The organism is Gordonia sp. 852002-50816_SCH5313054-c (assembly GCF_001665925.1).
Classification (GTDB): domain Bacteria; phylum Actinomycetota; class Actinomycetes; order Mycobacteriales; family Mycobacteriaceae; genus Gordonia; species Gordonia jacobaea.
The window spans coordinates 1-25,976 of the sequence record NZ_LZTE01000029.1; the positions used below are offsets into that span (position 1 = coordinate 1).

Sequence of the window (25,976 nt, forward strand, 5' to 3'; positions counted from 1 at the left end):
CCCGACCCCCACACCACAACGCAGGCGCACCCGGCGACCGAACCACCTGCGCCGCAACAGCATCAGCAACCGTCTCGACTGCGGGTACTTCGACCTGGGGTCCGACAGACCACCGTTCGATCGTCGCCCGCTCGGCAGCGTCGACCAGCGAGATGTCGGCGACCAACGACCGCGGTCGCTCGACCACGGTGTGCAGGATGACACCGAGCGCTTCGGCGAAGACGCGGATCTGCTCGTCGTCGAAGGCACTCGGCAGAAACTTCAGGTTGATCGACAGTCCGCCGCCACTCAGCGGCGACGTGACCATGTTCAGCGGGAAATGCGTGGAGTCACTGACCACGACCTCGGTGATGCTGAGACCTGTTGTCGACGGGTCGGTCGTCGAAATCGACTCGGTGTCAACGGGATAGGACTCGTGGACCGTCAGCGTATCGAACAGAGCACCGTCGACTCCGGCAAGTGCGATCAGCTCCGGCAGTCCGAGGTGCTGGTGATCGAGCACCGCGACCTTGGATTTCTGTAGTGCTGCCACCACGTCGGCGATCGGCATCGACGGGTCGACGTCGACGACCGCGGGCAACGTGTTGATGAACAGGCCGACCATCGACGCGGCGTCGTCGAGGTCGGCAGGTCGGCCGGACACGGTCTCGCCGAAAGTGACGACGCGTTCCCCCGTCACCCGTGACAACAACACCGCCCACGCGAACTGTAGAACCGTCGCCAGCGTCGAACCCTGCGCTCGTGCAACGGATTCGAGCCCGGAGACAAGTTGCGAGTCGACGACCATCATGTGGTTGCGCGGCAATGAGTGAGCGGTGGCCACCGCGCCGGGCGCGACGAGTGTCGGCCCGTCGACCACTGCGAGCACGTCACCCCAGGCCGCGAGCCCTGCAGCATGGTCGGCGCCCGCGATGCGCCGCGCGAAGTCGCCGAAATCGCGTGCCCCGGTGCGCTGTCCACCGGTGTACGTTCCCCCGGTGGCGTAAAGCGACAGCAGGTCTGCGAGGACGAGCGGACCCGACCAACCGTCGAACAGGATGTGATGGTTGGTGATCACGACCGTGACGCCACCCGAGTCACGAACCGCCACGACCCGTAGCAGCGGAGGCGCTGCGAGGTCGAATGGTGTGACGCGCTCGGCGGCGACCACCTCGTCGACCGCCGCGTGCCGCCGCGTGTCGTCTACCTCGCCCAGATCGATTGTGCGCCAAGGAACGTCGACCGACGGGTGCACGACGGCCACCACCGCACCGCCCGCGGTCTGCAGGTAACTCGTCCGCAGGGCGGAGTGGTGGGAGAACAGCCCTTCGACGGCGCGGCGGAGCCGAGTGTCATCGACGGGCGCAGCAAGGCGCAGAACGGCCTGTCCCACATACACATCCACGGCGTCGTCACCGCCTGCGTCGGCGAGCGCCGACTGCAGGAAGAAGCCGTGCTGCAGCGGCGTCAGCGGCCATATCGCAGCACCGGGATATGCCTCTACCACGGTATCGATATCGGCCTGCGTGATACCTGTGCCGGGCAGATCCGAGGGCGACGGCCCCGGATCACCGAGCACGGCAACCTCGGTGACGATTCCCTCGAGTTCGCGGAGCCATGCGGCGGCGAGAGCTGCGACATCGTGCTGGGTCAACACATTCTGCGCGTACAGGAAATCCGCGGACAGAGCACGTCCGTGCTCGCCTGGACGTACCGCGATGTTGACCGTGAGTACGTTCGTCGCAGGCATCATGCCGGACACGGTCGATGCCAGTGCTGGTGCGCGGGTGTCGACCGCGAACGGAACGTCGGTATCGACCTCGGTGACGCCCTGGCCGACCGCACCGAGATAGTTGACGCCGATCGCCGGAAGTTCGCAGCCCCACAACGGACTTCGCTGATCCGCGCGTAGTAGTCCGAAACCGATACCGTTGCCGGGTCGGGTCAGCCGCTCCTCTTTCGCTGCCTTGACGGCGTGAATCCCGTCGGTACCGGGATCGACGGCGAATGGCGCGATGGTCGTGAACCATCCGACCGTTCGCGACAGATCGGCCCGGCGTGGCTCCTCGGCGTCGAGGAGCACATCCTCGTAGCGTCCGTGCCCCTCGGTCACCATCGCGACGGGACCGTCTGCCGCAAGCCCACGATCGTCCTGCCACGAGCGCACAGCACGCGCGAGCGCGGCGATCAACACGTCGGCGGTGGTCGCGCCGAAGGCCGTCGGCAGGTCTGCGAGTACGGCCTCGGTCAGTTCCGGATCGAGTTCGACGGTCACCGGTGCGGGCGCGGCCTGACCGAGCGGAGTCGGGACGTCGAAACCCGGTGTGCGAAGTCCGACGCGAGGCATCCAGTAGTCGAGCTCGTCGTCGGCACGCACCGCGGTTGCCAGCGCGTTGTGCCAGGCTCGGGCGGAGGTCACCTCTGGCCGCAACGCCATCTGTGCGTCGGAGCTCATCGCACCCCATGCGGTGATGATGTCTTCGACGACGACCGGCCACGACACGGCGTCGACCGACAGATGGTGGATGGCGAGAATGACACGCGCGCCGTCGTTTCCGGACACGAGGACTGCCGCGATCACCCGCCCCGCAACGGGGTCGAGCTTGCCGAGGGCCGCCGCGTGCTCAGCACGGATCAGCGCCTCGAACTCCGTTGACCGAGTACTGACGTCGGCATGTACGGCCCGCACCTCTGCGCGCGAGTCGGGTGACCCAGCGACCTGACTCCAACCGTCGTCGGTGTGTCGGAGCTGCAGTGCGAGCATCGGGTGGACCGCCACGACGGCGTCGAGGACGGCCGCGAGCATGGCCGGACTCAGATCTGGAGGAGCGATCATCACCACGGACTGCGAGAAGTCGCGCAACCGCGCGGGCTCCCCTGCGGTCTCGAGCAACCACGCGGCCACCGGACTCAGCGGCACCTCGCCGGAACCACCGCCGTCCGGCTCGGGCAGGAGGGGCACGCTCGCCCGGTCGTCGCTGCCTGCGCGAGCCATTGCTCGAATCGTCTTGTGTTCGAAGATGTCTCGCGGCGACAGGGCCAAGCCCGCGTCACGGGCGGCCGACGCCAGTCGGATCGACATGATCGAGTCTCCGCCGAGCGCGAAGAACGAGTCGGTGACACTGACCCGGTCGATCCCCAGCATCCCTGCGACCACTGCGGCCAACTGACGTTCTGCGGTCGACGCCGGCTCGACGTAGTCGTCGCCGTCGGGGAGCTCCGGTGCCGGGAGTGCGCGTTTGTCGAGTTTGCCGACGGGCGTCAGCGGAAGCTCGTCGAGGACGGTGATGGTGGCGGGCACCATATGCGCGGGCAATTGCTGTTCAAGGTGTGCGCGCACCGCGGACAGATCGAGCCCGGCATCTGCCACCACGTAGCCTGCGAGCGCCGTGGCCACGGCACCACCCACGCCGATCACGACCGCCTCCGAGACATCCGGATACGACGACAAGACGGCTTCGACCTCGCCCAATTCGATGCGCAGACCTCGCAGCTTCACCTGGTCATCGCTACGCCCGGAATACTCGAGCTCCAGGTCGCCGTCCTCGGTGCGGCGCCATCGCACCACATCTCCGGTGCGGTAGAGGCGGTCGCCGCCACCGCCGAAGGGATCGGCTACATAGCGCGCAGCAGTCAGTCCTGCCCGGTCGAGGTAGCCGCGGGCAAGCGCGACACCACGGACGTAGAGCTCGCCGGGAACATTCACCGGAACGGGCTGCAACGCGTCGTCGAGGACCACCAATCCCACACCGCCGATGGGTCCGCCGATGCGCACCGGGTCGCCGACGCGGCGTCGGCTGTTGGCGACGGCGACCGACGTCTCGGTCGGGCCATAGGCATTGAAGAAGGCGACCTCGTCGGCCCACCGGTCGACGAGTCGCTGCGGCAGCGCCTCACCCCCCGATGCCAGGAGCTGCAAACCCGGGACGGCTGCGGGATTGATCGTCGCGGCAACGGTCGGCGTCATGAACGCATGCGTGACCCCGGCCTCGCGCATGAACTCTTCGAGCAATTCCCCGCCGATCGCGCCCTCGGGCCGATAGGCGAGCGTCGCTCCCCCGGTGGAGGCGATCAGCCACTCGAGGATCGACGCGTCGAAGCTCGGAGACGAATAGCCCATCACCACAGACCCTGCTTCCGCCCCGTAGCGGCTCAGGTCTGCTGCGTAGTTGTGGATACCTCGGTAGGTGACAGCGACACCTTTGGGCCGACCGGTCGACCCGGACGTGTAGATCACGTAGGCGAGGGCGTCGAGGTGACGCGGACGCACCAGCTCGTCCGACCTCAGAGGCGCCGAGGCGGGCTCAGCCGGACCCTGCCGAACGGCGACGACGTCGGAGACGATCGACCACGTCACCGAGGAGGGCAACTGCTCACGCAACTCCGATGTCGTCAGACCGAGGGAGACACCCGAATCGCTCAGCATGTAGGTGATGCGGTCGGCCGGGTAGTCGGGGTCGATGGGTACGTACCCCGCACCGACCTTTGTCACCGCCCACAACACGGTGAGAAGGTCCACCGAGCGTCGAATAGCCAGTGCCACCAGCGATTCGGTGCCGACACCCTGCGAGATGAGCCACCGCGCGCAGGCATCCGACCGGGCGTCGAGTTCAGCGTAGGTCGCGACGGCGCCCGACCCGTCGGTGACCGCGGCGCAGTCGGCATACCGTGTGGCCACATCGGCCAGGACATCCGCCAGCAACCGCGGTGTTGCCGCCTCACTGCCGAAGATCGACGACATCTCGTCGTACTCTTGATCGTCGAGCAGTCGTGAGCGGCCTACCGGCAGCGCCGGTTGTTCGGTCAGCTCGGTGAGCAGTCGAACGAAACGGTGGGCAATCGACTCTGCGGTATCGGCATCGAAAATGTCTGTGGCGTAGACGAGTTCGCCAGACCAACCGTTACCGGTGTCCCTCAACCCGAACGTCAGATCGACCTTGGCCGGAATCTCGTCGACGTCGACCGGCTCCACGGCAAGGGCCGGAAGTCGTGCCGCGGCGATACCGCGTGCGGCGAGCTCGGGCATCGCGTTCTGATCGAATGTGAGCATGACCTGGCTCAGTGGCGCAAAGGATTCCGAACGTGGCGGGTCGAGCGCCTCGACGACGGACTCGAAGGGGAGGTCGGCATGCGCGAAGCCTTCGAGGTCCACACCGCGCACGCGATCGAGGAACTGGGTGAAGGTCAATGTGGGGTCGACGCCCACACGCAGGACGAGCGTGTTGACGAACATTCCGACCAGCGGATCGAGCACCGGCTGCCCGCGACCCGCGATCGGGGTCGAGATCGCGATGTCATCCGTCCCCGACAGTCGGGCGAGCAACGCGCTCAACGCCCCATGCACGACCATGAACGGGGTGACCCCGGACGCGCGTGCCAACTCGACCACACTCTCGGCCACGGTTGCCGGGACGTCGAATGACGCACGCGCACCACGCATCGACGCAACGGTCGGGCGCGGCCGGTCTGCGGGCAGGTCGAGCACGTCCGGCAGTCCGCGCAACTGTCGTGACCAGTAGCCGAGTTGGCGTCCGATGATCGAGTCCGTGTCGTCCGCGGAACCGAGAACGTCGTGCTGCCAGATGGCGTAGTCGGCGAACTGGATTTCCAGAGGCGCGAATTCCGGTGCGGCCCCGGCGGTTCTGGCAATGTAGGCCGTGATGAGATCCGTGACGAGCGGACGCAACGACTCGCCGTCCGAGGCGATATGGTGCATCACCAATGCGAACACCCACTGTCCGGGCGCCTGCGCCCACAGAGCGGCACGCACCGGCCAGCCCGTGGTCACGTCGAAACCCGTCATCGCGACGGTCTGCAGCTCCGACCACGAGTCGACGTCGCGCCACTCGAGTCGCTCATCGATCTCGTCGACACCGCCGATCACCTGAACCGGTTCGTCGTCGACTGCGGGGAACGTCGTCCGCAGCACCTCGTGGCGCTCGATCACGTCGCTCAGTGCTGCGCGTAGGGCCTGCACATCGAGATCGCCCTCCAGCCGCAGCAGCGCCGGAATGTTGTACGTCGGCAACGACGTGTCGAACTGATTGATGAACCACATGCGACTCTGCGCAAACGACAACGGAATTCGCTGCGGGCGCGGCAGTGCCACCACCGCGGGCAGACCGGCGGCACGCTGAGCCGACAGTTCGGCCAGACCGCGGACCGTCGGGGCATCGAACACGTCGCGCACGGAGAGGTCTACCCCGAGGGCGTCGGAAGCGCGGCCGACGATGCGGGCAGCGGCAAGCGAATTGCCGCCGAGATCGAACAGCGAGTCGGCGACGCTGACCCGTTCGAGATCGAGTACGTTCGCGACGATCTCGGCGAGCATCTTCTCGGTCTCCGTGCCGGGGGCGACGTACTCCGAGTCGACCACGATCTCGGGTTCGGGAAGCGCACGACGATCCAACTTGCCGTTCACCGTGAGCGGCAGACCGTCGAGCAGCATCACCACGTCGGGAACCATGTAGTCCGGCAGCAGCGCCGCGGCATTGGACCTGATCGCCGTCGGAGACACCTCGGCGCCCTCGCCGAGAACGGCGTAACCGACGAGTTGTTCGATTCCGTTCTCACGCGTCGTCACCGCAACGGCGACAGCATCCACCCCCGGGGTGGAGAGCAGCGCCGCTTCGACCTCGCCGAGCTCAATCCTGAAGCCACGCAACTTGATCTGGGCATCGGATCGACCGAGATATTCGAGGGTGTCACCGTGACGGATCGCGACGTCGCCACTGCGGTACATCCGTCGTCCGTCACCGGCGAACGGGTCCGCCACGAAGCGCACGCCCGTCAGTTCGGGGCGGCCGAGGTACCCCCGCGTCACCTGCGTGCCACTGACGTAGATCTCGCCGGGCGTTCCGTCCGGCACCGGCCGCAGGCGCTCGTCGAGCACGTGGATCTCGAGGCCCGGCAACCCGTCACCGACGTCCGATCCCTTTGCTGTCGAGACGAATTCGGGATCGAGCGCACGGAACGTCGAGTGCACCGTCGTCTCGGTGATGCCGTACATGTTCACCAGCACCGGCCCCGGGCGTCCAGCGCCAGCCATGCGATCGGCGTACCAGCGTGTCACCTGCGCGAAGTCCAGCGCCTCACCGGCGAAAACCATGTACCGCACCGACGATGACAACTCGTCGGAAGCGACAGACGTCTCGCCACGCGGCCGCACGGCGGCGGCGAGCTGATAGAACGCCGACGGCGTCTGCGACACCACGGTCACCGAGTGCGCCGCGAGCAGAGCCGCGAACTCCGCCGGGCTGCGCGTTGTCAGGTAATCCACGACGAGCAGACGTCCGCCGAACAGCAGCGGTCCCCACATCTCGAACACCGAGACGTCGAACGCGTACGAGTGGAACATCGTCCACACGTCGTATTCGGTGAAGCCGTAATGCTGTTGAGCTGCAGCCAACAACGCCACCACCGACCGATGTTCGACGACGACGCCCTTCGGCCTACCGGTGGAACCGGAGGTGAAGATGGCGTAGGCAGCCAGCCGCGGGTCGAGTGCGGCAGGCAATTCCCCCGACGCGTGACGCGAACGGTCGGAGAGCTCGGCCGTCGTGGTCAGGGCGACACCGAGGAGGTCGAGCGTCGCGTGGCCGCCCTCGCCCGAGATCACCACGACCGGGGCCGCGTCGTCGACGACCATCTGCAGGCGATCTGCCGGGTGCGAGGTGTCGAGTGGGAGGTAGGTCGCGCCGACCTTCAGGATGCCGAGGATCGCCACCATGACGTCGACGCTGCGGGCGGTCGCGAGTCCGACGACCGAGCCCTGTTCCACACCTGAGGCGACCAGTCCCACGGCCACGGCGTCGGAGAGCTCGTCGAGCTCCCGATAGGTCAGCTCGGCACCGGTGGTGTCGGTGACGGCGAGCCGACCGGCGAAGCGCCGCACCGCGAGTCGAAAGAGACCGGGCAACGACTGCCAGTCGTCCCCACCGAGTGTGTCGACGGCCGCCGCACGTATCTGCGCGAGATGCTGCTGCGTGAGGGCGGCCGAAGCGGCCGGGTCTGCGCCGGGTGTGGTCACCAATGGTGCGATGGTGGCTGCGACGGCGGCATCGGGGTCGATACCGCGTCCGGCGAACACCGTGGCCATCGGCGCAACGCGCGCTTCGAGCTCGCCGAACGTGAGCGTCGCCGGTGTGGACAGTGCGAGGGCATGCGGTTCGGTCCGTGCGGTTACCCCGATCAGATCACGTATACCGGGACGGCGACCCCACCCCGAGCATGTTTCTAGTGCGTTCGCGTCGATTCCCGTCACGGCTGTGTGGAGACCTTCCGGCTAGATGGGATCTATAGGGGTGGATTTGTCGCGCGCCGCGACCCTGTGTGCGCGGGCGTGCAACGAACTCAGTACATCGTCGAGCTCGGCGGGCCCAGCGGTGGCCAGTCCGGGAACCAACGTCATGAGTGCCATCGTCAGTGCCGAATCAGCATCGGGCACAACCGCGCTCAGCGCCGACACGTGCGTCGACAGATCACCGAAGCTGACCGCACAGACGTCGGGCAGGATCGCCGCATCCGGATCGCAGGTCACAGCATCTGCGATGAGATCGAACAGCGACGCCTGCTCATCACCTTCGGCGGGATCATCGGCCTGATCGGAGTCGATGACCATGCTGGCGTCGCCGACGACGCGCTCGGGGTCGTCGACGAGTTCGGCGAGCAGCCGGACGTATCGGGCGGCCATCCGCTTCACCGTCTCCTCGTCGAAAAGAGCTGTGGCGTAGGTGAACTGGGCACGCAGCGCCCCGCCGCGGGCCTCCCGCTCCGGATCGTTCGGGAAGAAGGTGAGCGCCAGGTCGACCTTCGCAGATGTCAATTCCTCGCGCACGGGCTCGACGGTGAGTCCGTCGAGACGGAGCACCGGGAATTCGACGTTCTGGAACGCCAGCATCACCTGGAAGATCGGGTTGTGCGCGGTCGGCGGCCGCGACATGATCCGTGCGACGATCTCGTCGAAAGGGATTGCGGCATGCGACATATCGGCGAGGTCGTCGCCGCGGACACGGTCGAGCAACTCGAGGAACCGCTCGCCGCCGTCGACCCGGGTACGCAGCGCAAGGGTGTTGACGAACATTCCGACGACGTCCTCGAGCAGCGGCTCACCGCGACCCGCGAACGGTGTGCCGATCACGATGTCATCTCGGCCCGAGAGCCGCGCGAGCAGCACCGCGAACACCGCGTGTGTGACCATGAACTGGGTGGTGTGGTGTTTGCGGGAGGTCTCCTCGAGCTTGGCGACCACGTCGGACGGGATCTCGAATTCGACTGCGGCGCCTTCGAAACTCGGTGTCTTCGGGCGCGGTTTACTCGCAGGAAGCTCGAGGATTTCCGGCAGGCCCGACAGCCGCTCCTGCCAGTAGGAGAGTTGGCGCTCCTGCTCGGACACCCCGTCGTCGACCACCGCAAGTCGTTCGGAGAGCCACATGCTGAAGTCGGCATACTGCACGGCCAGGGGCTTCCACGCGGGTTCTGCCCCACCGTGCCGTGCGGCGTACGCCGCCATCAGATCACGCGCGAGCGGCATCATCGATGCACCGTCGGCGCTGATGTGATGGACCACGAAGACGAGGACGTGCTCGTCCGGGGAGACCCTGAGCAGCACCGCCCGGACCGGTGGCCGCACGGTGATGTCGAAGCCGGCACCGGTGATCTCGGCGATCTCAGCGCTCAGGGAGCCCGCGACGTCGCGTACCTCGAGCAGCACATCGTTGTCGAGCGCGTCGGCGGGCATGATCACCTGCACCGGTTCACCGTTGATCATCGGATAGACGGTGCGCAGAGCCTCGTGACGCCTCCCGAGGTCGATCGTGGCACGGGTGAGCGCCGGGACGTCGAGGTCGCCGGACAGCCGCAAAGCCATCGCGACGTTGTACGCGGCGGACTCGGGTTCGGCCCGATTGATCAGCCAGAGGCCCCGCTGCATGCCGGACACGTGCACGAGTTCGGTGCGGCTGCGCGCGTGGAGCGCAGGCATGCCCTGCCCCGTCGGCCCCGACGTCAATGCCGCGGCGAGCGCGGAGACCGTCGGACGCTCGAAGAGCAGCTTCACCGGCACCTGGCGGTCGAGAAGCGCCGCCAGGCGTGCCGTGACCTTGGTCGCCGAGAGTGAACTGCCGCCGAGATGGAAGAAGTCGGCATCGGCGGAGACGCGTTCGAGCCCGAGTACCTGGCCGAACACACCTGCGACCACCATCTCCAGCTGCGACCCCGGCTGGCGATATGGGGCCGCGGTCCCGAAGTCGACCGCCGGCAACGACTTTCGATCGATTTTCCCCGATGTGGTGAGCCGGAACTCGTCTACGACGACGAGCGTGTGCGGCACCATGTAGCCGGCCAGTCGCGTGGCCGCATGCTCGAGGATGTGCGCAGGATCTGCGGACGCACCTTCGGCCAGCGTCGCGTAAGCCACCAACACATCGTCACCGTTGGGCGCGGGCACGCCGAGGCACACCGCGTCGGTGACGAGAGGATGGTCGACGATTGCCGCCTCCACCTCCCCCGGTTCGATACGCAGTCCGCGGATCTTGAGTTGGAAGTCGGTGCGTCCGATGTAGCGCAGATCGCCACGCATTGTGCGGATCACGCGATCGCCCGTGCGATACATCCGCTCACCGGGAGCGAATGGGTCGGCGACGAACCTCGACGCCGTCAGGTCGCTGCGGCGATGGTAACCCCGGGCGAGTTGGACGCCACGCAGATACAGCTCGCCGGGAACGCCCGTGGGGACCGGCCGGAGCGCGCGGTCGAGCACGATCGCACCGACACCAGGGATGGACAAACCGATCGACACCTCGTCGTGCTCGGTCATCGGTCCGGCCGCGGTGGCCCAGATGCTGACTTCCGTTGGGCCGTAGAGGTTGTGGAATCTGCGCCCCGCCCTCGCCCAGCGTCGCATCAGGTCTGGCGGGCACGCCTCCCCGACACTGATCACCCGACGCAACTTCGGCACCGCCGCCGGCTCGATGGTGCCCAGCGCCGATGGGGTCATCACCGTGTGGGTCACGCCCTGATCCCTCATCAGGGTGGCGAGTTCGTCGCCCCCGAACACCCCCGCGGGACTGATGACCAGGCGGGCACCCTGCCCGAGCGCCATCAGGATCTCGAAGATCGACGCGTCGAAACTCGGTGACGCGACGTGCAATACGCGCGACTCGCTGCTCACTCTCAATATCGTCTGCTGGTTGGCGACGACATTCGACAGTCCGCGGTGGCTCAGCGCCGCAGCTTTGGGACGTCCGGTCGACCCGGACGTGTAGATCAGATACGCGAGGTCGTCGAGATGCGGTGTGCGGACCAATTCCGCGTCGCCCAGCGGCGCACCGCTGTGGCCGGCAAGTCGGAACTCGGTGTCCTCGTGACCGATGACGAGCCAGTCCACTGCGTCCGGGAGGCGCGAGGCGCTCTCCTCGACGCTCAACCCGACCGCCGCTTCGCTGTCGGCGAGGATCTCGGCGATGCGCGCAGCGGGCAGCGCCGGGTCGATACTGACGAATGCCGCGCCCGAGGCGGCGACCGCCATCATCGAGAGCACCGACTGATGCGAACGCGGAACGCAGATCGCGACGATGTCACCGGGACCGACACCCATCGAGACGAGTTCGCGGGCGAGCTGATTGGATCGGGCCACGAGCATCGACCAGGTGATCTCCGACGTGCCGGCGATGGCCAGCGAGTGCGGGTCGGCCTGCTCGGCGCCCGCCCTGAAAAGGTCTCGCAGCAGTGCGGGCTCCGCGAGTGCCTCGACACCGGAAATCAGCTCTGCCCGGTCCTCGTCGGCGACGATGTCGATGGTCCCGACCGAGCGCGCAGGCGCGGCGACCATCGTTCGCAACACCAAATCGAGTTGTGCGGCAACGCGTTCCGCGGTGCGACGCTCGAAAATGTCAGCGGCGTAGGAGAGTTCGAGATCGTAACCACCCGAGTCAGCCTGATCGGTCACCGTGATCGACAGGTCGAACTTCGCGGCGGGCACCCGCGCGTCGATGAGTCGGGCCGATTCGTCGAAGTGATGCAGCGTGGTCGCGTGCCCCGGGTGCATCGTCAGTGCGACCTGGAAGAGCGGGGTGTGCGAGGCGGAGCGTTCCGGACTCACCGCGTCGACGATCCACTCGAACGGGATGTCGGCGTGCCGAACCGCGCGGGTCTTGGTCTCGTGGGCGCGCTCGAGGAGGTCGGCCACGGTGTCCACAGACGACACCGCGGTGCGTAGCACCACCGTGTTGACGAACATTCCGACCAGTTCCGCTGTCGCCGGCTCGTCTCTGCCCGCCACAGCCGTGCCGATCGAGACCTCATCGACCTCCGCCCACCGCGACAGCACGATCGCCAGCGCCGCGTGCACCACAGTGAACGGTGTGACGCCGCGATCTCGCGCGAGGCCCCTGATGCTCGTCGCGAGTTCGGCATCGATGACTGCATCGATGTAGCCGCCCGCCCCGGTCGGCAGGTGCGGCCGAGGGCGATCGGTGGGAAGCATCAGCAAATCGGCCATGTCCGCGAGCTCGGTTTGCCAGAACGACAGGCCCTCGGCGGCACGTTCGGTCGGCGACTCCAACTCGCCGAGGAGTGTGCGCTGCCAGATGGCGAAATCGGCGTACTGGACCTCCAAGGGTTCGAGGTCGGGCTTCGTGCCGTCACGAAGGTGCGTGTAGCCGACCACCAGGTCGCGGATCAACGGCTGTAGCGAGAACCCGTCGCCTGCGATGTGGTGCAACACGGTGACGACGACGTAGCCCTCGCGATCACGCAGGATGCGGATCCGGAACGGGATCTCACGTACGAGATCGAAGCCCCGTGCCGCCTCGGCTGCGATCAACTCGTCGAGACGATCCACCGCGTCGAACACCTCGGTGTCGAGGAACTCCATCGCCTCGGCAGTCGTGAGGATCTCCTGCACGGGCTCGCCGAGGTGGGAGCCGAAACGTGTGCGCAGCGTCTCGTGACGCTCCACGAGAAACTCGATCGACGCGTGCAATGCGTCGACATCGACTTCGTGACCGAGTCGCACGGCGCCGGGCATGTTGTAGGTCGCGGCGCCCGGGTCCATGCGATTGACGAACCACAGCCGAGTCTGCGCGTGCGACAACGGAATGACCGCTTCCCGTTCGAAGCGGCGTAACACCACATGTTCGGGCTCGCCACCGAATTCGGTCATATCTGCGATCCCACCGATGTCGACAGCCGAGAACACGGTGGTCAGATCAACCTGGAGATCTCGTTCGCTACGCGCGCGCGAGACGAGACGCGCGGCCATCAGCGAGTCGCCACCCAGCGCGAAGATGTTGTCGCGCAATCCGATCCGCTCAACACCGAGGAGCTCGGTGATCAGTGAGGAGAGCGCGAGCTCGACTCGCGTTCGTGGCGCGACGTACTCGACGGAGCGGTTCAGTTCGGGTACGGGAAGCCGCTTCCGATCGAGCTTGCCCGAGGGGTTCAACGGGAACTCGTCGAGTCGCATCGCAGCAACCGGGACCATGTGCGATGGCAGATGCCCGCGGCACCATGCCAGTGCGGCACTCTCGGTGACGTCCGTGCTCTCGGAACGGACGTACGCGACGAGCACGGGTCCCGCGGCGAGGTCGGTACGAGGCACCACCGCACTCGCATCGACTCCGGGCATGGCGTCGAGGACGGCCTCGATCTCACCCGGCTCGACGCGTTGTCCACGGATCTTGATCTGGAAGTCGGTCCGTCCGAGATAGTGCAGACTCCCATCGTCTGCCCACCTGACCAGATCGCCGGTTCGGTACATCCGAGTGCCCTCGGGCCCGAACGGGTCGGCGACGAATCGTTCCGAGGTCAGCCCGGCACGACCGACATAACCGTCGGCCAGTTGGATACCGGCGAGGTAGAGCTCACCCGCGACACCGACCGGCACCTGAGCCAAGGCGCCGTCGAGGACATGAACCCGAGTGTTGGCCACCGGCGTACCGATGGGCACCGGACCGTCGTCGCTGCCCACCGTGCACTCGGTGACATCGACCGCCGCCTCGGTGGGGCCGTAGAGATTGACCAGATCAGCGTGCGATCCGTCGATCACCCGCTCGGCGAGACTCCGCGGAAGAGCCTCACCTGAGGTGAACACGAACCGGACCGTCGACGGCAGAAGCGTCGAGTGCCCCTCGTTCGCCAGCACCTCGGTGTACACGTCGAGCATCGACGGAACGAAGTGCAGGACGGTGATCCCGCGCGAGATGATCAAGTCACGCAGATACGCGGGATCGCGGTGGCCACCCGGCTTGGCGATCACCAGCCGAGCACCCCGCCCGAGCGCCCAGAGCAGCTCCCACACCGAAACGTCGAAGGTGAACGGAGTCTTGTAGAGCACGACGTCATCGGTCGCGAGGCCGTAGTTGTCCTGCATCCAGGCGAGTCTGTTGATGACCGCCTCGTGGCTGACCTGCACGCCCTTGGGCACGCCGGTCGAGCCCGAGGTGAAGATGACGTAGGCGGCAGTTGCCCCGCCGCCCACAGTTCTCCTTGCGCCGTCGTAGATCCTGCCGTCGCCGAACCCACCAGGTCCGAACCCGACGTTGACGAGGTACTCGTCGTCGATCACCACTCGCGCGCCGACGGCATCGGCGATGAGCGAACGGCGCTGGTCGGGCTGCGTCGGGTCGACGGGGACGTACGCCGCGCCCAGGGTGAGTACCGCGTAGATCGCGACGACCTGGGCGGGCCCACGGTCGAGCGAGACGACAACGTGATCGCCCTGGTCGACTCCCGCCGAACGCAGCGTGGCCGCGAAGCGCCACCGCAGTTCATCGAACTCCCGGTATGTCCACTGATGGTCGCCGAACTCGACCGCGGTGGCCGTCGGTGTCTCACCGACCGCGGCCTCGAAACCGTCGAGCAGGTGGGCAGACGGCGTCGGGAGCGGCCGGAGCGGGCCTACGCCGAGGTCGAGGAGATCCGCGCGTTCGCCGGGGAGCAGCAGATCGAGGTCGCCGATGGGAGTGTCCAGGTGCGCCAGGACGCGATCGAGGAACGCGAGGAAGCGCTCGAGGTGGCCGCGCAGTTCGGCCTCGTCGTAGAGATTGGGGTTGCCGTGCAGGTCGACGCCGATCCGTGCGGTGGGACTCGCTTGGTACAGGTTGAGCCGCAGATCCTCGAGGATGCCCGACGCCAGGATGTGGTAGTCCACGGTCGCACCCGCCATCTCGACGGGCTTGTCGAAGAACATGATGTTCACGATCGGACCGAACGACGCGGTGTTGGCGTCCTGCAGTCCCGCGTCGAGGCGGATGTCTTCGAACCGGTAGCGCTGGTGCCGGAGCACACCGGTGAACTCGAGCTGCGCCTGGTCCACGAGGCCGCGCATCGACAGTCGCCTCACGTCGCGAAATCGCACGGGCAACATGTTGGAGACCATGCCGGCCGCACGCTTGATCTTTGCCGTGGCCCGGCCGGTCACCGGAAGGCTGAGAACGACATCGTCGGTTCCCGCCATCCGGGCGAGAAATGCCGAAAATCCGGCACTCAGTAGCACCGCAGGCGAACTGTTGAGCGACGCGGAAAGACGCTCAATGGTCTGCTGGCGCGCGGAATCCATCTCGGTGGCGGCAACGGCATTGCAGGGCGAGAGTGGAGCCGCTGCGGATTGCTGAGCGAGGGTGACTCGTTCAGGAAGATCATGGACGCGATCTGCCCAGTATTCGCGGTCAGCCTGGCGGCGGGTGCCACTGAGATACTTCTGATCGTCGGCAACCAATTCATCGAGCTTGGCGCCGGGTTTGGAGACGTATTCCGCACCCGTGACCGCCGCGTTGTAACGGTTGAGAATCTCGTATACCACGGTCAGCGCTGCGTATCCGTCGAGGGCTATGTGATGCGCACGCACGTACCAAAAAATGCGATCATCGGCGACGCGAAGAAGTGCACCGACGACGAGGGGGTCCGACAGCAGGTCCATATTGCCGCGATAATCGGAATTCATCCAGTCACGGGCGCGAGCGACCGGATCGGCTTCGCCGCGAAGGTCGACAACCTGCAAATGGTTGTCGATCGACTGGTCAACAACCTGCATCGGCACACCGTCGACCTCGACGATCCGCGTGAAGGCCATCTCGGTCTCACGACCTGCGTCGACGATCAACTGGCGAAGAAGTTCCTCATCGAGCGGCCGATCATCATCCCTGATGTCGATGTACTGCGCGACGGTTACCGAGTAATCAGGAGAGAGACTTTCCGCAAACCACATGCCGCGCTGCGCGGCCGTCAACTCGAGCAGCGGACCACCGAGGCCCGCTTCACGACGATCGTCCGCCGTGTGCTGTTGGCTCATATCCTCACTCCCGGGTTGTACCGACTCGCCCCGATCCCCGCTGGCTACGCCGGCTGGCTGCGGCCGGCCTGCCCTGGAAACCGATCCCGCCATTTACCCGACCTAGTCTCACCCAAGGTGTATTTCTACGGAAGGAAACGCTAGACAATTCAATCGAAGGAAGTAGTTCAGAATTGATTACCAGGGCGGATTAGGTGACAAAAATGCTTTCCCGACTTTGATCGCTCATCTCCACCTCGTCGTTACACATGTCCCCTGAACGGGGTAACTTTCTCGCGCATCGAAATCGATCTGCGGAAAAGTAGATCAGGTAGACATTCGACATGTAGTCTGCGCTCATTGCGGAATCCGGATCATTTTGGCGATCCGGAATGCGGTGGTGCGCAGGTCACGCCACCGGTACAGATGGTCATCACATGGGAGAGGAGTGCCGAATGGCACACCCGTTCCGCAGACACGTTGCCTCGCCGAGCACCGGCTCGGGCGCTCGGCATCGTGCGGCCCCCGAGGTCGCCATCACCGCCAATGGCCTGCGTAAACGCTTCGGAGACCACACCGCCGTCGAAGATGTCACCTTCGACGTCGAGAAGGGGTCGATCCTGGCGCTCCTCGGACCGAACGGTGCAGGAAAGACCACCACGGTCAACATGCTGTGCACCCTGCTCAAGCCGGACGACGGCTCGGCGACCGTCGCCGGTCACGACGTCGTGGCCGACGCCGCGGCGGTCAGACGATCCATCATGCTGACCGGCCAGTTCGCCGCACTCGACGAGTCGCTCAGCGGACGCGCCAACCTTGTCCTCTTCGGCAGGCTGATGGGGCTGACGAAGCGGGCCGCGCGCGAGAGAGCCGACGAACTACTCGTCGACTTCGGCCTGACCGACGCCGCCGAGCGCCGCGTCGGAAAGTACTCGGGCGGTATGCGACGTCGAATCGATATCGCTTGCGGCCTGGTCACCCGCCCTGAGGTGGTCTTCCTCGACGAACCGACAACGGGCCTCGACCCGCGCAGCAGGCAGGACGTCTGGCGGCTCGTCTCCGCACTTCGGGATCAGGGCGTCACGATCTTGTTGACCACCCAGTACCTCGAAGAAGCCGACTCCCTCTCCGACCACATCGTGGTGATCGACAAGGGCCGGGTGATCGCTTCGGGAACCGCGGCGGAGCTCAAGGCCGCGACCGGTGCCTCGCACTATCAGGTGACACCAACCGTTGCGGAGGAACTCGAACCCCTGCTCGCCTGCCTCGGCGATCTCGGCGCGACGCGAGCGAGCGCACAGTCGGACGACACGACGGGAAACGACGTCGACACGCTCTCCGTGTCCGTGCCGGCGCCAGAAGGTGCCGACACCTTGGTCGAGATCGTTCGCCGAACGACGCTCGCGGGAATTCGGTTGTCCGACATAACATTACGACGCCCGAGTCTCGACGAGGTCTTCCTCGCGCTCACCGGTCCCGACGCCGCATCCGATGACGATCTACACGAGGAGCACCCGTCCGACCGGAGCGCCAGCGCATGACGCAGGCAGCCCCGAAGAATCTCACCGCGCTCGTCGCTGCGCCCCAGTCGGGAGCCGAGCCGCGCGCTCGTGCACTGACACAACTGTGGGTGCTCGTCGGACGAGGAGTCGCCGGAATCGTCCGCAACGGCGAGTTCATCTTCGCGTTCGTCGCCCCGGTGCTGCTCGCGATCTGCTTCTATCTGCCACTGCGTTCGATCATGGACGCCGACCCGGGGATGGACTACGCGCAGTTCCTGATGCCGATCATCGCGCTGCAGTCGGTGGGCTTCGTCGCGTCCGCCGCCGCCATGCGCGCTGCAAACGACGCGACGAAAGGGGTGCACACCCGCTTCCGTACCCTCCCCATGCGCTCGTGGGTTCCGGTGACCGCGCGTCTGGGCACCAACGGACTGCTGCTGACCCTCTCGGTCATGTGCGCCACCGCAACCAGTCTCGTCATGGGATGGCGCCCCCACGGCTCCGTTGCCGACACGGTCGGACTCTTCGCCGTTGCACTCGTGGTCGGCATACTCATCGCGGCTGTCGCCGACGCCATCGGACTGTTGTCCGACAGTCCGGAAGCGACGAGCCAGGCGCTCTCACTCCCGATACTGATTCTGGGCATGATGTCCACCGGCTTCGTTCCCGAGAGCCAGTTCCCCGAGTGGATCGCCCCCTTCGTGCGCAATCAACCGATCTCGCAGTTCGCCACGTCGATGCGCGCGCTCAGCGACGGCAGTGCCACACGGGAGATACTCATGCCGACGGTGTGGTGGTGCATCGGCCTGGCGGTCGCAGCGGTCGTGCTCGGCGCCCTCGGAGCCAGGAAGGCCGCTCGATGACCACCGAGATGCCGGTTGCAACCCCGCGGCCCGAACGGTCGCTGCGCGCATGGGCAACGCAGAGCGGCGCTCTGACATGGCGTCAGGTGTCGGTGATGGTCGGCGACAAGGGGATGCTCGTCCAACTCGTCGTGGTTCCCGTGCTCACGCTGCTCATGTTCAAGGTGGTGCTCGGCGACGCGCTCGGCGGTGCAACCGGACAGGACAGCTCCTACTCGACCGTGCCGCTGGTCATTCTCGTGAGCGCCATGTTCGGTTCCGTTGCCGCGGGTGTGCGTCTGAACTCCGAACGTGACACAGGATTGTTGACGAGGTTGTACGTCCTGCCGATCCATCGCGCCGCCGACCTCACCTCACGGCTCGGCAGCGAGGTGGTGCGCATCGTCGTCGTGACCGCACTCCTCCTCGCGATCGGCACCGCCACGGGCTTTCGAATCACCGGCGGTGCGGCCTCGGTCATCGGGATCATCGCTGTCACGCTGATGTTCGGCATCGCCTACGCAACCCTCGTACTCGCGCTCGCGGTAAGCGCAGGACCCGCCGCTCCGCTCGTCCCCCTGCTGTCGTTGATCTCGAGCGTATTGATGTTCTTCAACTCCGGCTTCTCCCCCATCGACGCCTACCCGGGATGGCTGCAGCCGATCGTCGCGAACCAACCCATGACACCGACGATCGAGGTGATGCGATCGCTGGCAGATGGCGGACCGGTGGCGCACAACTTCGTCAAGGTCGCGATCTGGTCGGTCGCGATCATCGCCGTCTGCCTGATTCCGGCGCTGCGCGGCTATCGGCGCGCGGCCACCGCGCACTGAACGCACCCGGCCACCGCACGTACTCGACCACGCAGCACGCACCCGACCCCACGGCACGCTGCCTCGCGCTACCGTCGGATTCATGACAACCGACAAAACCGGAGCCGAAACCAACGTCACCCATCTCGCCGACGAGAACCGCTATCAGATCAGCGTCGACGGCAGGGTCGCAGGTCTGACCGCCTACCGGGACCGCGATCATGACGGCAGCGCCGAGCGCGTTTTCTACCACACCGAAGTCGGCCCCGATTTCGGCGGACGCGGCCTGGCCACGATCGTCATCCAGGAAGCCCTCGACGACTCGATCGCCGCGGGCAAGCTGATCGTCCCCGTCTGCCCGATGGTTCGACACTTCCTGTCCGAGCATGCCGACTACGCGGAGAAATCCCGTAAGGTCACGCCCGACGACATCAACTGGATTCAGTCGGTGACCACGTAGCGCAAACGGGTCAAAAGTCCCTGGCCCGGCGCGCATCGTCGTCCTTATTCTTATTGTGTGAGCGGGGGTGGACGACCGCTCACCGCGACGGTCGAGTTGCTCACCGGCCACCTCTCCGGGTGAGTAGCGGCGCACCGATCACCGACCCGCCTGACCATGTCGTCAGGCGGGTCGAGTCGTTTCTGCGGTCGGCGTCAACGCTCGACGAGTCCTGCCGTCAGTACTCGTGACCGCGGCGACACACCCGTCTCGATCTGGTCGATCAGCATCTTGGCCGCCTCGGCTGCCTGGTCCTCGCGACGAGTGTCGACTCCGCACAGGCCGTAAGCCTGCGCCACCAAGCCCTCGGCGGTCACCACCTCAACGTCACGTCCGGAGTCAGCGATCGCCGACACGCATCCGACCGCAATCGAATCCAGTGGCGCGTAGATGGCGTCGAGCAGCGGGTCGGCTTCCAGCAGTCGCATCATCGCCGCCGCTCCTCCCGCCGACCGGCCCTGAGCAGTGTCGGCGATCTCGACCAGCGGCTCGGCGCACGACGCTCGGTAGGCTTCCGCGGTACCCACAGTCATCTGCCGCCTGCTGTCGTCGATCACGATGGCAGGCCTCCGCCGCCCCCTGCGAGCGAAGTGTTTGAGCACTTCTGCCACGGCGCTACGACGGTCCAGAGCAACCGTCGCCACACCGGGCAGGTCGATCTGTCCGCCGATCACCACAACGGGAAGGTTTCGGCCGAGCAACTGTGGCACGAGCTCACCCTCTGGTTCCGGATCGATCACCAGGACTCCGTCGACGGTGAGCTCACGAACCCAGGCCTGCTGATCCGACGGCGGCATCAACACCAAGGCGTAGCCGAGCCGCAACGCCTCCGCCGCACCTGCGAATGCGGTACGCATGTACCAATCGAAGCGACTATCTCGATCAGGCGATTGGTCGGCCTCGAGCCCGGTGATCAGGCCGATGGTCCTGCCACCGCCCGTGCGCAGCGCGCGAGCCCTCGGGTTCGCGCTATATCCGAGTTCGATCGCGATGTCCTTGATTCGTTGTCGCGTACCGTCGTCGACCCGCCCCTTGTCATTGAGGGCATGCGACACCGTCGTCACCGATACTCCGGCCACAGACGCAACATCTTTGATCGTCGGTCGACGCAACCCAGCCTCCATTTCCAGCTTCTCAGCGACAACCATGCCATGTTTACGCCATCAGGCGCGTTTAAAACGATTTGGCAACCTGTCCGTAAACGTAGTTCACACCGCTGCAATCTGCAGACTGCATCCTCGACACCAGCCGCGAAAACGTTTTTGCACACGCCGGTCGGGGTTCTCACCCTCGAAGTTCCCGCTTCGAAACTCTCATGACAGGAGTCGAGCAGTGCCGACGCTCTACACCAACGCACTACTGTTCCCGGTACACGATCATCAAGTTTCACCAGGGCGCGGCTACTTCGTCGTCGACGACGGAGTCTTCGATCAGGTTGCCTTCGGCGATCCGACGCCCGAGTATGCCAAGGACAACCGCATCGTCGACCTCGGCGGGAAGTTCGTCCTGCCCGGTTTCGTGTCAGCTCACAGCCACCTGTGGCAGAGCGCATTTCGTGGGCTCGCCGACGGCTGCGGCACATTCGCGTGGATCTCACAGCTACACAAGCGCTTTGGGCCATTGCTTGACGCGGGCGACATGTACACCTTCGCCTCGCTGGGCCACCATGAGCTCCTGCGCAACGGCATCACCACCGTGTGCGATCACACCCACGACTTCGGTTCCGGGCCTACCGAGCAGTGGCAAGCAGCACTCGATTCGCCGCAGCACACGGTGTACTCGTTCTCCTCGCCTCGTAACGCGTCGGCGTCAGAGCGCCTCGCTGACATCGACGCGTTTCTCACACACATCTCCGGTACCCGATCACAGATGCTCGGGGTGTCCGTCAACACCACCGGAGTCCTCGATGTCGAGGACATGCGTGCCGAGGCGAGCTACCTGCGCGACCTCGGCATCGGCGGCCATGCACACTTTCTCGAAGACCCGAGCGTCGCCGCGGACCAGCGGGCCAGTTGGGGCGCACTTGTCGACGCCGGCCGGGTCAATTCAGACACCGTCTTCGCCCACTTCATCCACACAACCCCGCAGATCCGACGCGAGGCCGCCCGCGCGGGTGTGTCGATGGTGTGGAACCCGCTGTCCAACGGACGCCTCGGTTCCGGCGTCGCCGACATCGCCGGCTACCTCGATGACGGGATCGGGGTGGGACTTGGGGTCGATGGTCAGGCAAGCGCCGACGTCTCCGATCCCTTTCAGAACATGCGCACGGGCCTGTATCTGCTTCGCGCACAGGCGCAGTCGGCATCAGTGATGACTGCCGCGCGCATCCTGCGAATGCACACCATCGACTCCGCAATGGTCTTGGGGATCGAGGACACTGTCGGCAGCATCGAGCCGGGAAAGCGGGCCGACTTCGTCGTTCTCGACCCGCCACACCCCGTCGGAGCCGACGCCGAAACACTCTGGGCCCTTGCGGTCCTGTCCCTGTCGGCCTCCGACATCGCCGGTGTCTTCGTCGACGGTGTGCGGGTCAGCACCGGACCCACCGACCGCGACCTTGTACTCGAACACGACGCGCACGCGCGTGTCACACGGCTGTACTCCGAAATCTAAAGAGAGAGAATGTATGTCCACCGAATCAATTCAGGCAGACACCGAACCCGACGACGCCATCAACGCCTTGGCATCCGACCTCGGAGCGATCGCCTACACGGCAGACGCACGTAAGGTCGCGATGAAGAGTCGTGATCGTTATGCACAGAGTCCGGTACTTCGCGACGTGCTTCGCGGGAAGACCGGCGAAATCTACATCACCCCTGCCGACAAGGACGAACTGCGCACTGTGGTCGCAGCTTGTGCGCGCCATCGGGTTCCGATCACGGTGCGCGGGGCAGGTAGCGGGCAGTTCGGGCAAGGGGTGCCGTTGACCGGCGGCGCGATCATCGACGTCACGAAGATCGCCGGCGTGATAGCCCACCGCCCGGGGACAGTGCGCGCGTTGACCGGCACGGTCGTCGCCGATATCGACGCCCAAATCCGCCCTACCGGATGGGAACTACGCCATCACCCCTCCACGGCGCGTCAGGCGACAATCGGCGGTTACATCGCCGGCGGCCACGCGGGGATCGGTAGCTGCCAGTGGGGAATCCTGCGCGACCGGGGCAACATCAAAGCGCTCGAGATCATGACTGTCGAGGAAGAACCGCGACTCCTCGAATTGACCGGCGCAGACGTGAACACCGTCCATCACGCCTACGGCGCCAACGGAATCATCACCGAGGTCGAAATGCCCACTGCCCCAGCGTTGGAATGGCGCGAGGTGGTCTTGTCGTTCCCACGCTTCGCAGATGCCGTTCGCTTCTCCGTCGACATCTGCGAGAGCGACGGCGTGCTCAAGAAGGTGGTATCACCGCATGCTGATCCCCTCCCCACCTATTTCACCCGGCTTGCGCCGCTCATTCCCCACGGCCACGCGATGGTGTTGCTGATGGTGGCGCCGGACAACATGCCGAACGTCGCCGATCTTGCGGCACAGTGTCACGGGGAGATCCGCAACGACTGCGCCGAAGGCGAGGGCAGTTACGGAGCGCCACTGTACGAATTCACCTGGGGCCATTCGATGTTGCACTACCAGCGTCGCAACAAGAAGCTCATCGGCTTGCTCGCCCTGTACCCACACACCGACCTCTACGAGTCCATCATGCGTATCGCCGACGACTTCGCCGAAATCGGTCCGATCCACCTGGAGATGAAACGAATCGACGGCGGTCTGTCCGCACAGGGCTCTCCGGTCTTCGAATTCTCCGACCACGAGCAGATGGCTGCCATGACGCGTCGACTTGAAGAGGCAGGGCTCGCCATCGCGAACACCCATACCCCGACACTCAAGTCGTCTGGCATGAAGCCCTGGACAGCCAACGAGTCTCGTTTCAAGCGCGAAGTAGACCCCTATGGCCTTCTGGCACAGGGCAAATCAGACGACGAGCGTAACGACGACGTCCACCACTCGACGGCGCTGCCCAGCAGCGGTTGGCACTACCGCCTCACCGACACCTCACGCCTCACCACCTCAGGAGAACAGCAGTGACTACGACCTCCTTCGCAATGAACCGCCGCGGCTTCCTCCGAGCGCTCGGCGCTTCCGGACTCCTCGTCGCGGGAGGTGCCGCGCTCACCGCCTGCGGCACATCATCGGAGTCTTCGTCGAACTACGGCGTCACCAAGGGAGACACCAAGTACGGCACGGTGCCGATGCAGCTCGGCTGGATCAAGAACGCACAGTTCGCCGGCGAGTACTTCGCCGACGCGAAGGGCTACTACAGGCAGTCGGGTATGAACGTGAACCTCATCGCGGGTGGAGCCGCGGCGACCGGCGTCGAAGCCGGTATCGACACCGGCAAGGTGTGGGTCGGTACCTCTACGCCGCAGAACGTCGGCTCGGCCATCGCGAAGGGAGTGCCCGTCACCATCGTCGGCGCCACCATGCAAACGAGCCCCAATTGCATCCTCTCGCCCGCAGCCAAGCCCATCTCCTCTCCACGAGAACTCAAGGGGCTCAAGGTCGGAGTATCCGATCACAACGTGCCCGTGTTCACCGCACTGCTGAAGGCGAACGGAATGAGCGCCGACGACGTGACGATCGTTCCGGTGCAGTACGACCCGTCGCCGCTCGCGAACGGTGAAGTCGATGCGATGTCGGCATTCGTCACCAACGAGCCGATCACGCTGGCGGCCAAAGGGTTTCAGACGCATTACTTCATGTACGGCGACCATGGCCTCGACATGGCAGCACAGGTATTTGTTGTTCCGAGCTCGGCTGTCAGAGAACAGCGCGACATGGTCAGAGCGTTCCTCACCGCCGAGGTCAGGGGGTGGCGTGACGCCATCGCCAATCCTGCGGCTGGTGCAGCGCTGACGGTCAACACCTACGGCGCCGGCCAGAAGCTCGATCAGAGCACTCAGACAAAGCTGCTGCAGGCGACTGTGCCGCTGATTTCCACTCCCCACACCGCCACCCATGGCCTCTTCCTGCTGACCGACGAGCAGATCAACCGCAACATCACGTCACTGCGTGGCGCGAATATCGACGTCGAAGCACACAAACTCTTCGATATGTCCGTGCTCACCGAGCTCTATTCCGGCGACAAGACCCTGATCTGAGGTATTGCAATGACAGGCATCGACTCACCCGACCCCGTACGGCGTGCTGACGGAATCGACATCACCGGACTGTCAATGGTATTCGGCGCCAGGCGTGGTGCCGTGACCGCAATCGACCACGTCGACATCCATACGCCCGCTTCCTCGTTCACATCGCTGGTCGGCCCATCTGGTTGCGGCAAATCGACGATCCTGCGAATCCTCGCCGGATTGCAGACGCCGACCACCGGCACTGTGACGGTCCACGGTCGCGGCATCGACGAAATCCGCAGCTCCGGCCACCTCGGCATCGCGTTCCAGGACTCGGCACTGCTTCCCTGGCGCAGCGTTGCCGCGAATATCCGTATGCCGCTGCAGATCACGGGCGCAACTACGCCGGCAGCAACCGTCGACGCACTCATCGAGCTCGTCGGACTCTCCGACTTCGCCGATGCGAAGCCCGCCCATCTCTCCGGCGGTATGCGCCAGCGTGTATCGATCGCCCGAGCGCTGGTCAATCAGCCGAAAGTACTTCTGCTCGATGAGCCGTTCGGCGCGCTCGACGATATGACCCGTCAGCGACTCAACATCGAGCTGCAACGCATCTGGACACAGCGCCCGACCACAACGCTCATGGTCACGCACGGCATCTCGGAGGCAGTTTTTCTTTCCGACTCGGTGATGGTGATGAGCGCTCGACCTGGCCGAATAGTCGAGGTCGTCGAGATCGATCTGCCTCGCCCACGAACTGTGGAGATGTTGCGCACCAGCGAATTCCACGCCTACTGCGACCACATCTCCGCACTGCTCTTCACCCCGGACCGCGGTGCCCATGACACGGGAGCCGCTGGGGCCCTGCTGACTTCCACCGCGGCCGCGTCATGACGGCAGCGACTCTTGCTCAGCGCAGCACCACGCGGCTGCCACGTATTC

At 65.5% G+C, this 25,976-nt stretch carries 11 protein-coding genes; 8 read left to right on the forward strand and 3 right to left on the reverse strand.

The window, feature by feature from the left end:
* The coding region (locus A5788_RS04405) for a non-ribosomal peptide synthetase (protein ID WP_156525446.1) at positions 1-8,242 on the reverse strand (8,242 nt) is incomplete at its 3' end.
* Positions 8,243-8,263: 21 nt separating this feature from the next.
* Complete coding sequence (locus A5788_RS04410) at positions 8,264-16,270, reverse strand: non-ribosomal peptide synthetase (protein ID WP_064868411.1); 8,007 nt, start codon at positions 16,268-16,270, stop codon at positions 8,264-8,266.
* A gap of 434 nt (positions 16,271-16,704) precedes the next feature.
* Here A5788_RS04410 and A5788_RS04415 point away from each other — a divergent pair, with 434 nt between their 5' ends.
* The 4 genes from A5788_RS04415 (at position 16,705) to A5788_RS04430 (ending at position 19,865) form a co-directional block, all read left to right on the forward strand.
* The gene (locus A5788_RS04415) at positions 16,705-17,790 is read left to right on the forward strand and encodes a daunorubicin/doxorubicin resistance ABC transporter ATP-binding protein DrrA (protein ID WP_064868415.1); all 1,086 of its coding nucleotides are present in this window, start codon (positions 16,705-16,707) and stop codon (positions 17,788-17,790) included.
* A complete protein-coding gene (locus A5788_RS04420; RefSeq protein ID WP_064868417.1) occupies positions 17,787-18,614 on the forward strand; it encodes an ABC transporter permease in 828 nt (275 codons plus the stop codon). The genes A5788_RS04415 and A5788_RS04420 overlap by 4 nt, the downstream gene beginning before the upstream one ends.
* Positions 18,611-19,426 carry an ABC transporter permease gene (locus tag A5788_RS04425; protein WP_064868420.1) on the forward strand — a complete coding sequence of 272 codons (816 nt, stop codon included), beginning with the start codon at positions 18,611-18,613 and terminating at the stop codon, positions 19,424-19,426. Before A5788_RS04420 ends, A5788_RS04425 begins: the two co-directional genes overlap by 4 nt.
* Before the next feature lie 82 nt (positions 19,427-19,508).
* Entirely contained in the window at positions 19,509-19,865 is a 357-nt protein-coding gene (locus A5788_RS04430) for a GNAT family N-acetyltransferase (RefSeq protein ID WP_064868423.1), read from the forward strand.
* Between the two features lie 194 nt (positions 19,866-20,059).
* On the opposite strand, the gene A5788_RS04435 is transcribed toward A5788_RS04430, so the two are convergent.
* Positions 20,060-21,052 carry a LacI family DNA-binding transcriptional regulator gene (locus A5788_RS04435; RefSeq protein ID WP_082937825.1) on the reverse strand — a complete coding sequence of 331 codons (993 nt, stop codon included), beginning with the start codon at positions 21,050-21,052 and terminating at the stop codon, positions 20,060-20,062.
* A gap of 184 nt (positions 21,053-21,236) precedes the next feature.
* Between A5788_RS04435 and A5788_RS04440 the strand changes: the two genes are divergently transcribed.
* From A5788_RS04440 to A5788_RS04455, 4 genes are read left to right on the forward strand one after another with little or no spacing between them, the layout of a single operon-like run.
* Positions 21,237-22,517 (forward strand): amidohydrolase family protein, encoded by a 1,281-nt coding sequence (locus tag A5788_RS04440; RefSeq protein WP_064868429.1) that lies wholly within the window; start codon positions 21,237-21,239, stop codon positions 22,515-22,517.
* 13 nt (positions 22,518-22,530) lie between these two features.
* Positions 22,531-23,991 carry an FAD-binding oxidoreductase gene (locus tag A5788_RS04445; protein ID WP_064868431.1) on the forward strand — a complete coding sequence of 487 codons (1,461 nt, stop codon included), beginning with the start codon at positions 22,531-22,533 and terminating at the stop codon, positions 23,989-23,991.
* Positions 23,988-25,064 (forward strand): ABC transporter substrate-binding protein, encoded by a 1,077-nt coding sequence (locus A5788_RS04450; protein ID WP_231894070.1) that lies wholly within the window; start codon positions 23,988-23,990, stop codon positions 25,062-25,064. Before A5788_RS04445 ends, A5788_RS04450 begins: the two co-directional genes overlap by 4 nt.
* Before the next feature lie 9 nt (positions 25,065-25,073).
* On the forward strand, positions 25,074-25,928 hold the full coding sequence (locus A5788_RS04455) for an ABC transporter ATP-binding protein (protein WP_064868435.1): 855 nt from the start codon (positions 25,074-25,076) through the stop codon (positions 25,926-25,928).
* Positions 25,929-25,976: the final 48 nt, after the last annotated feature.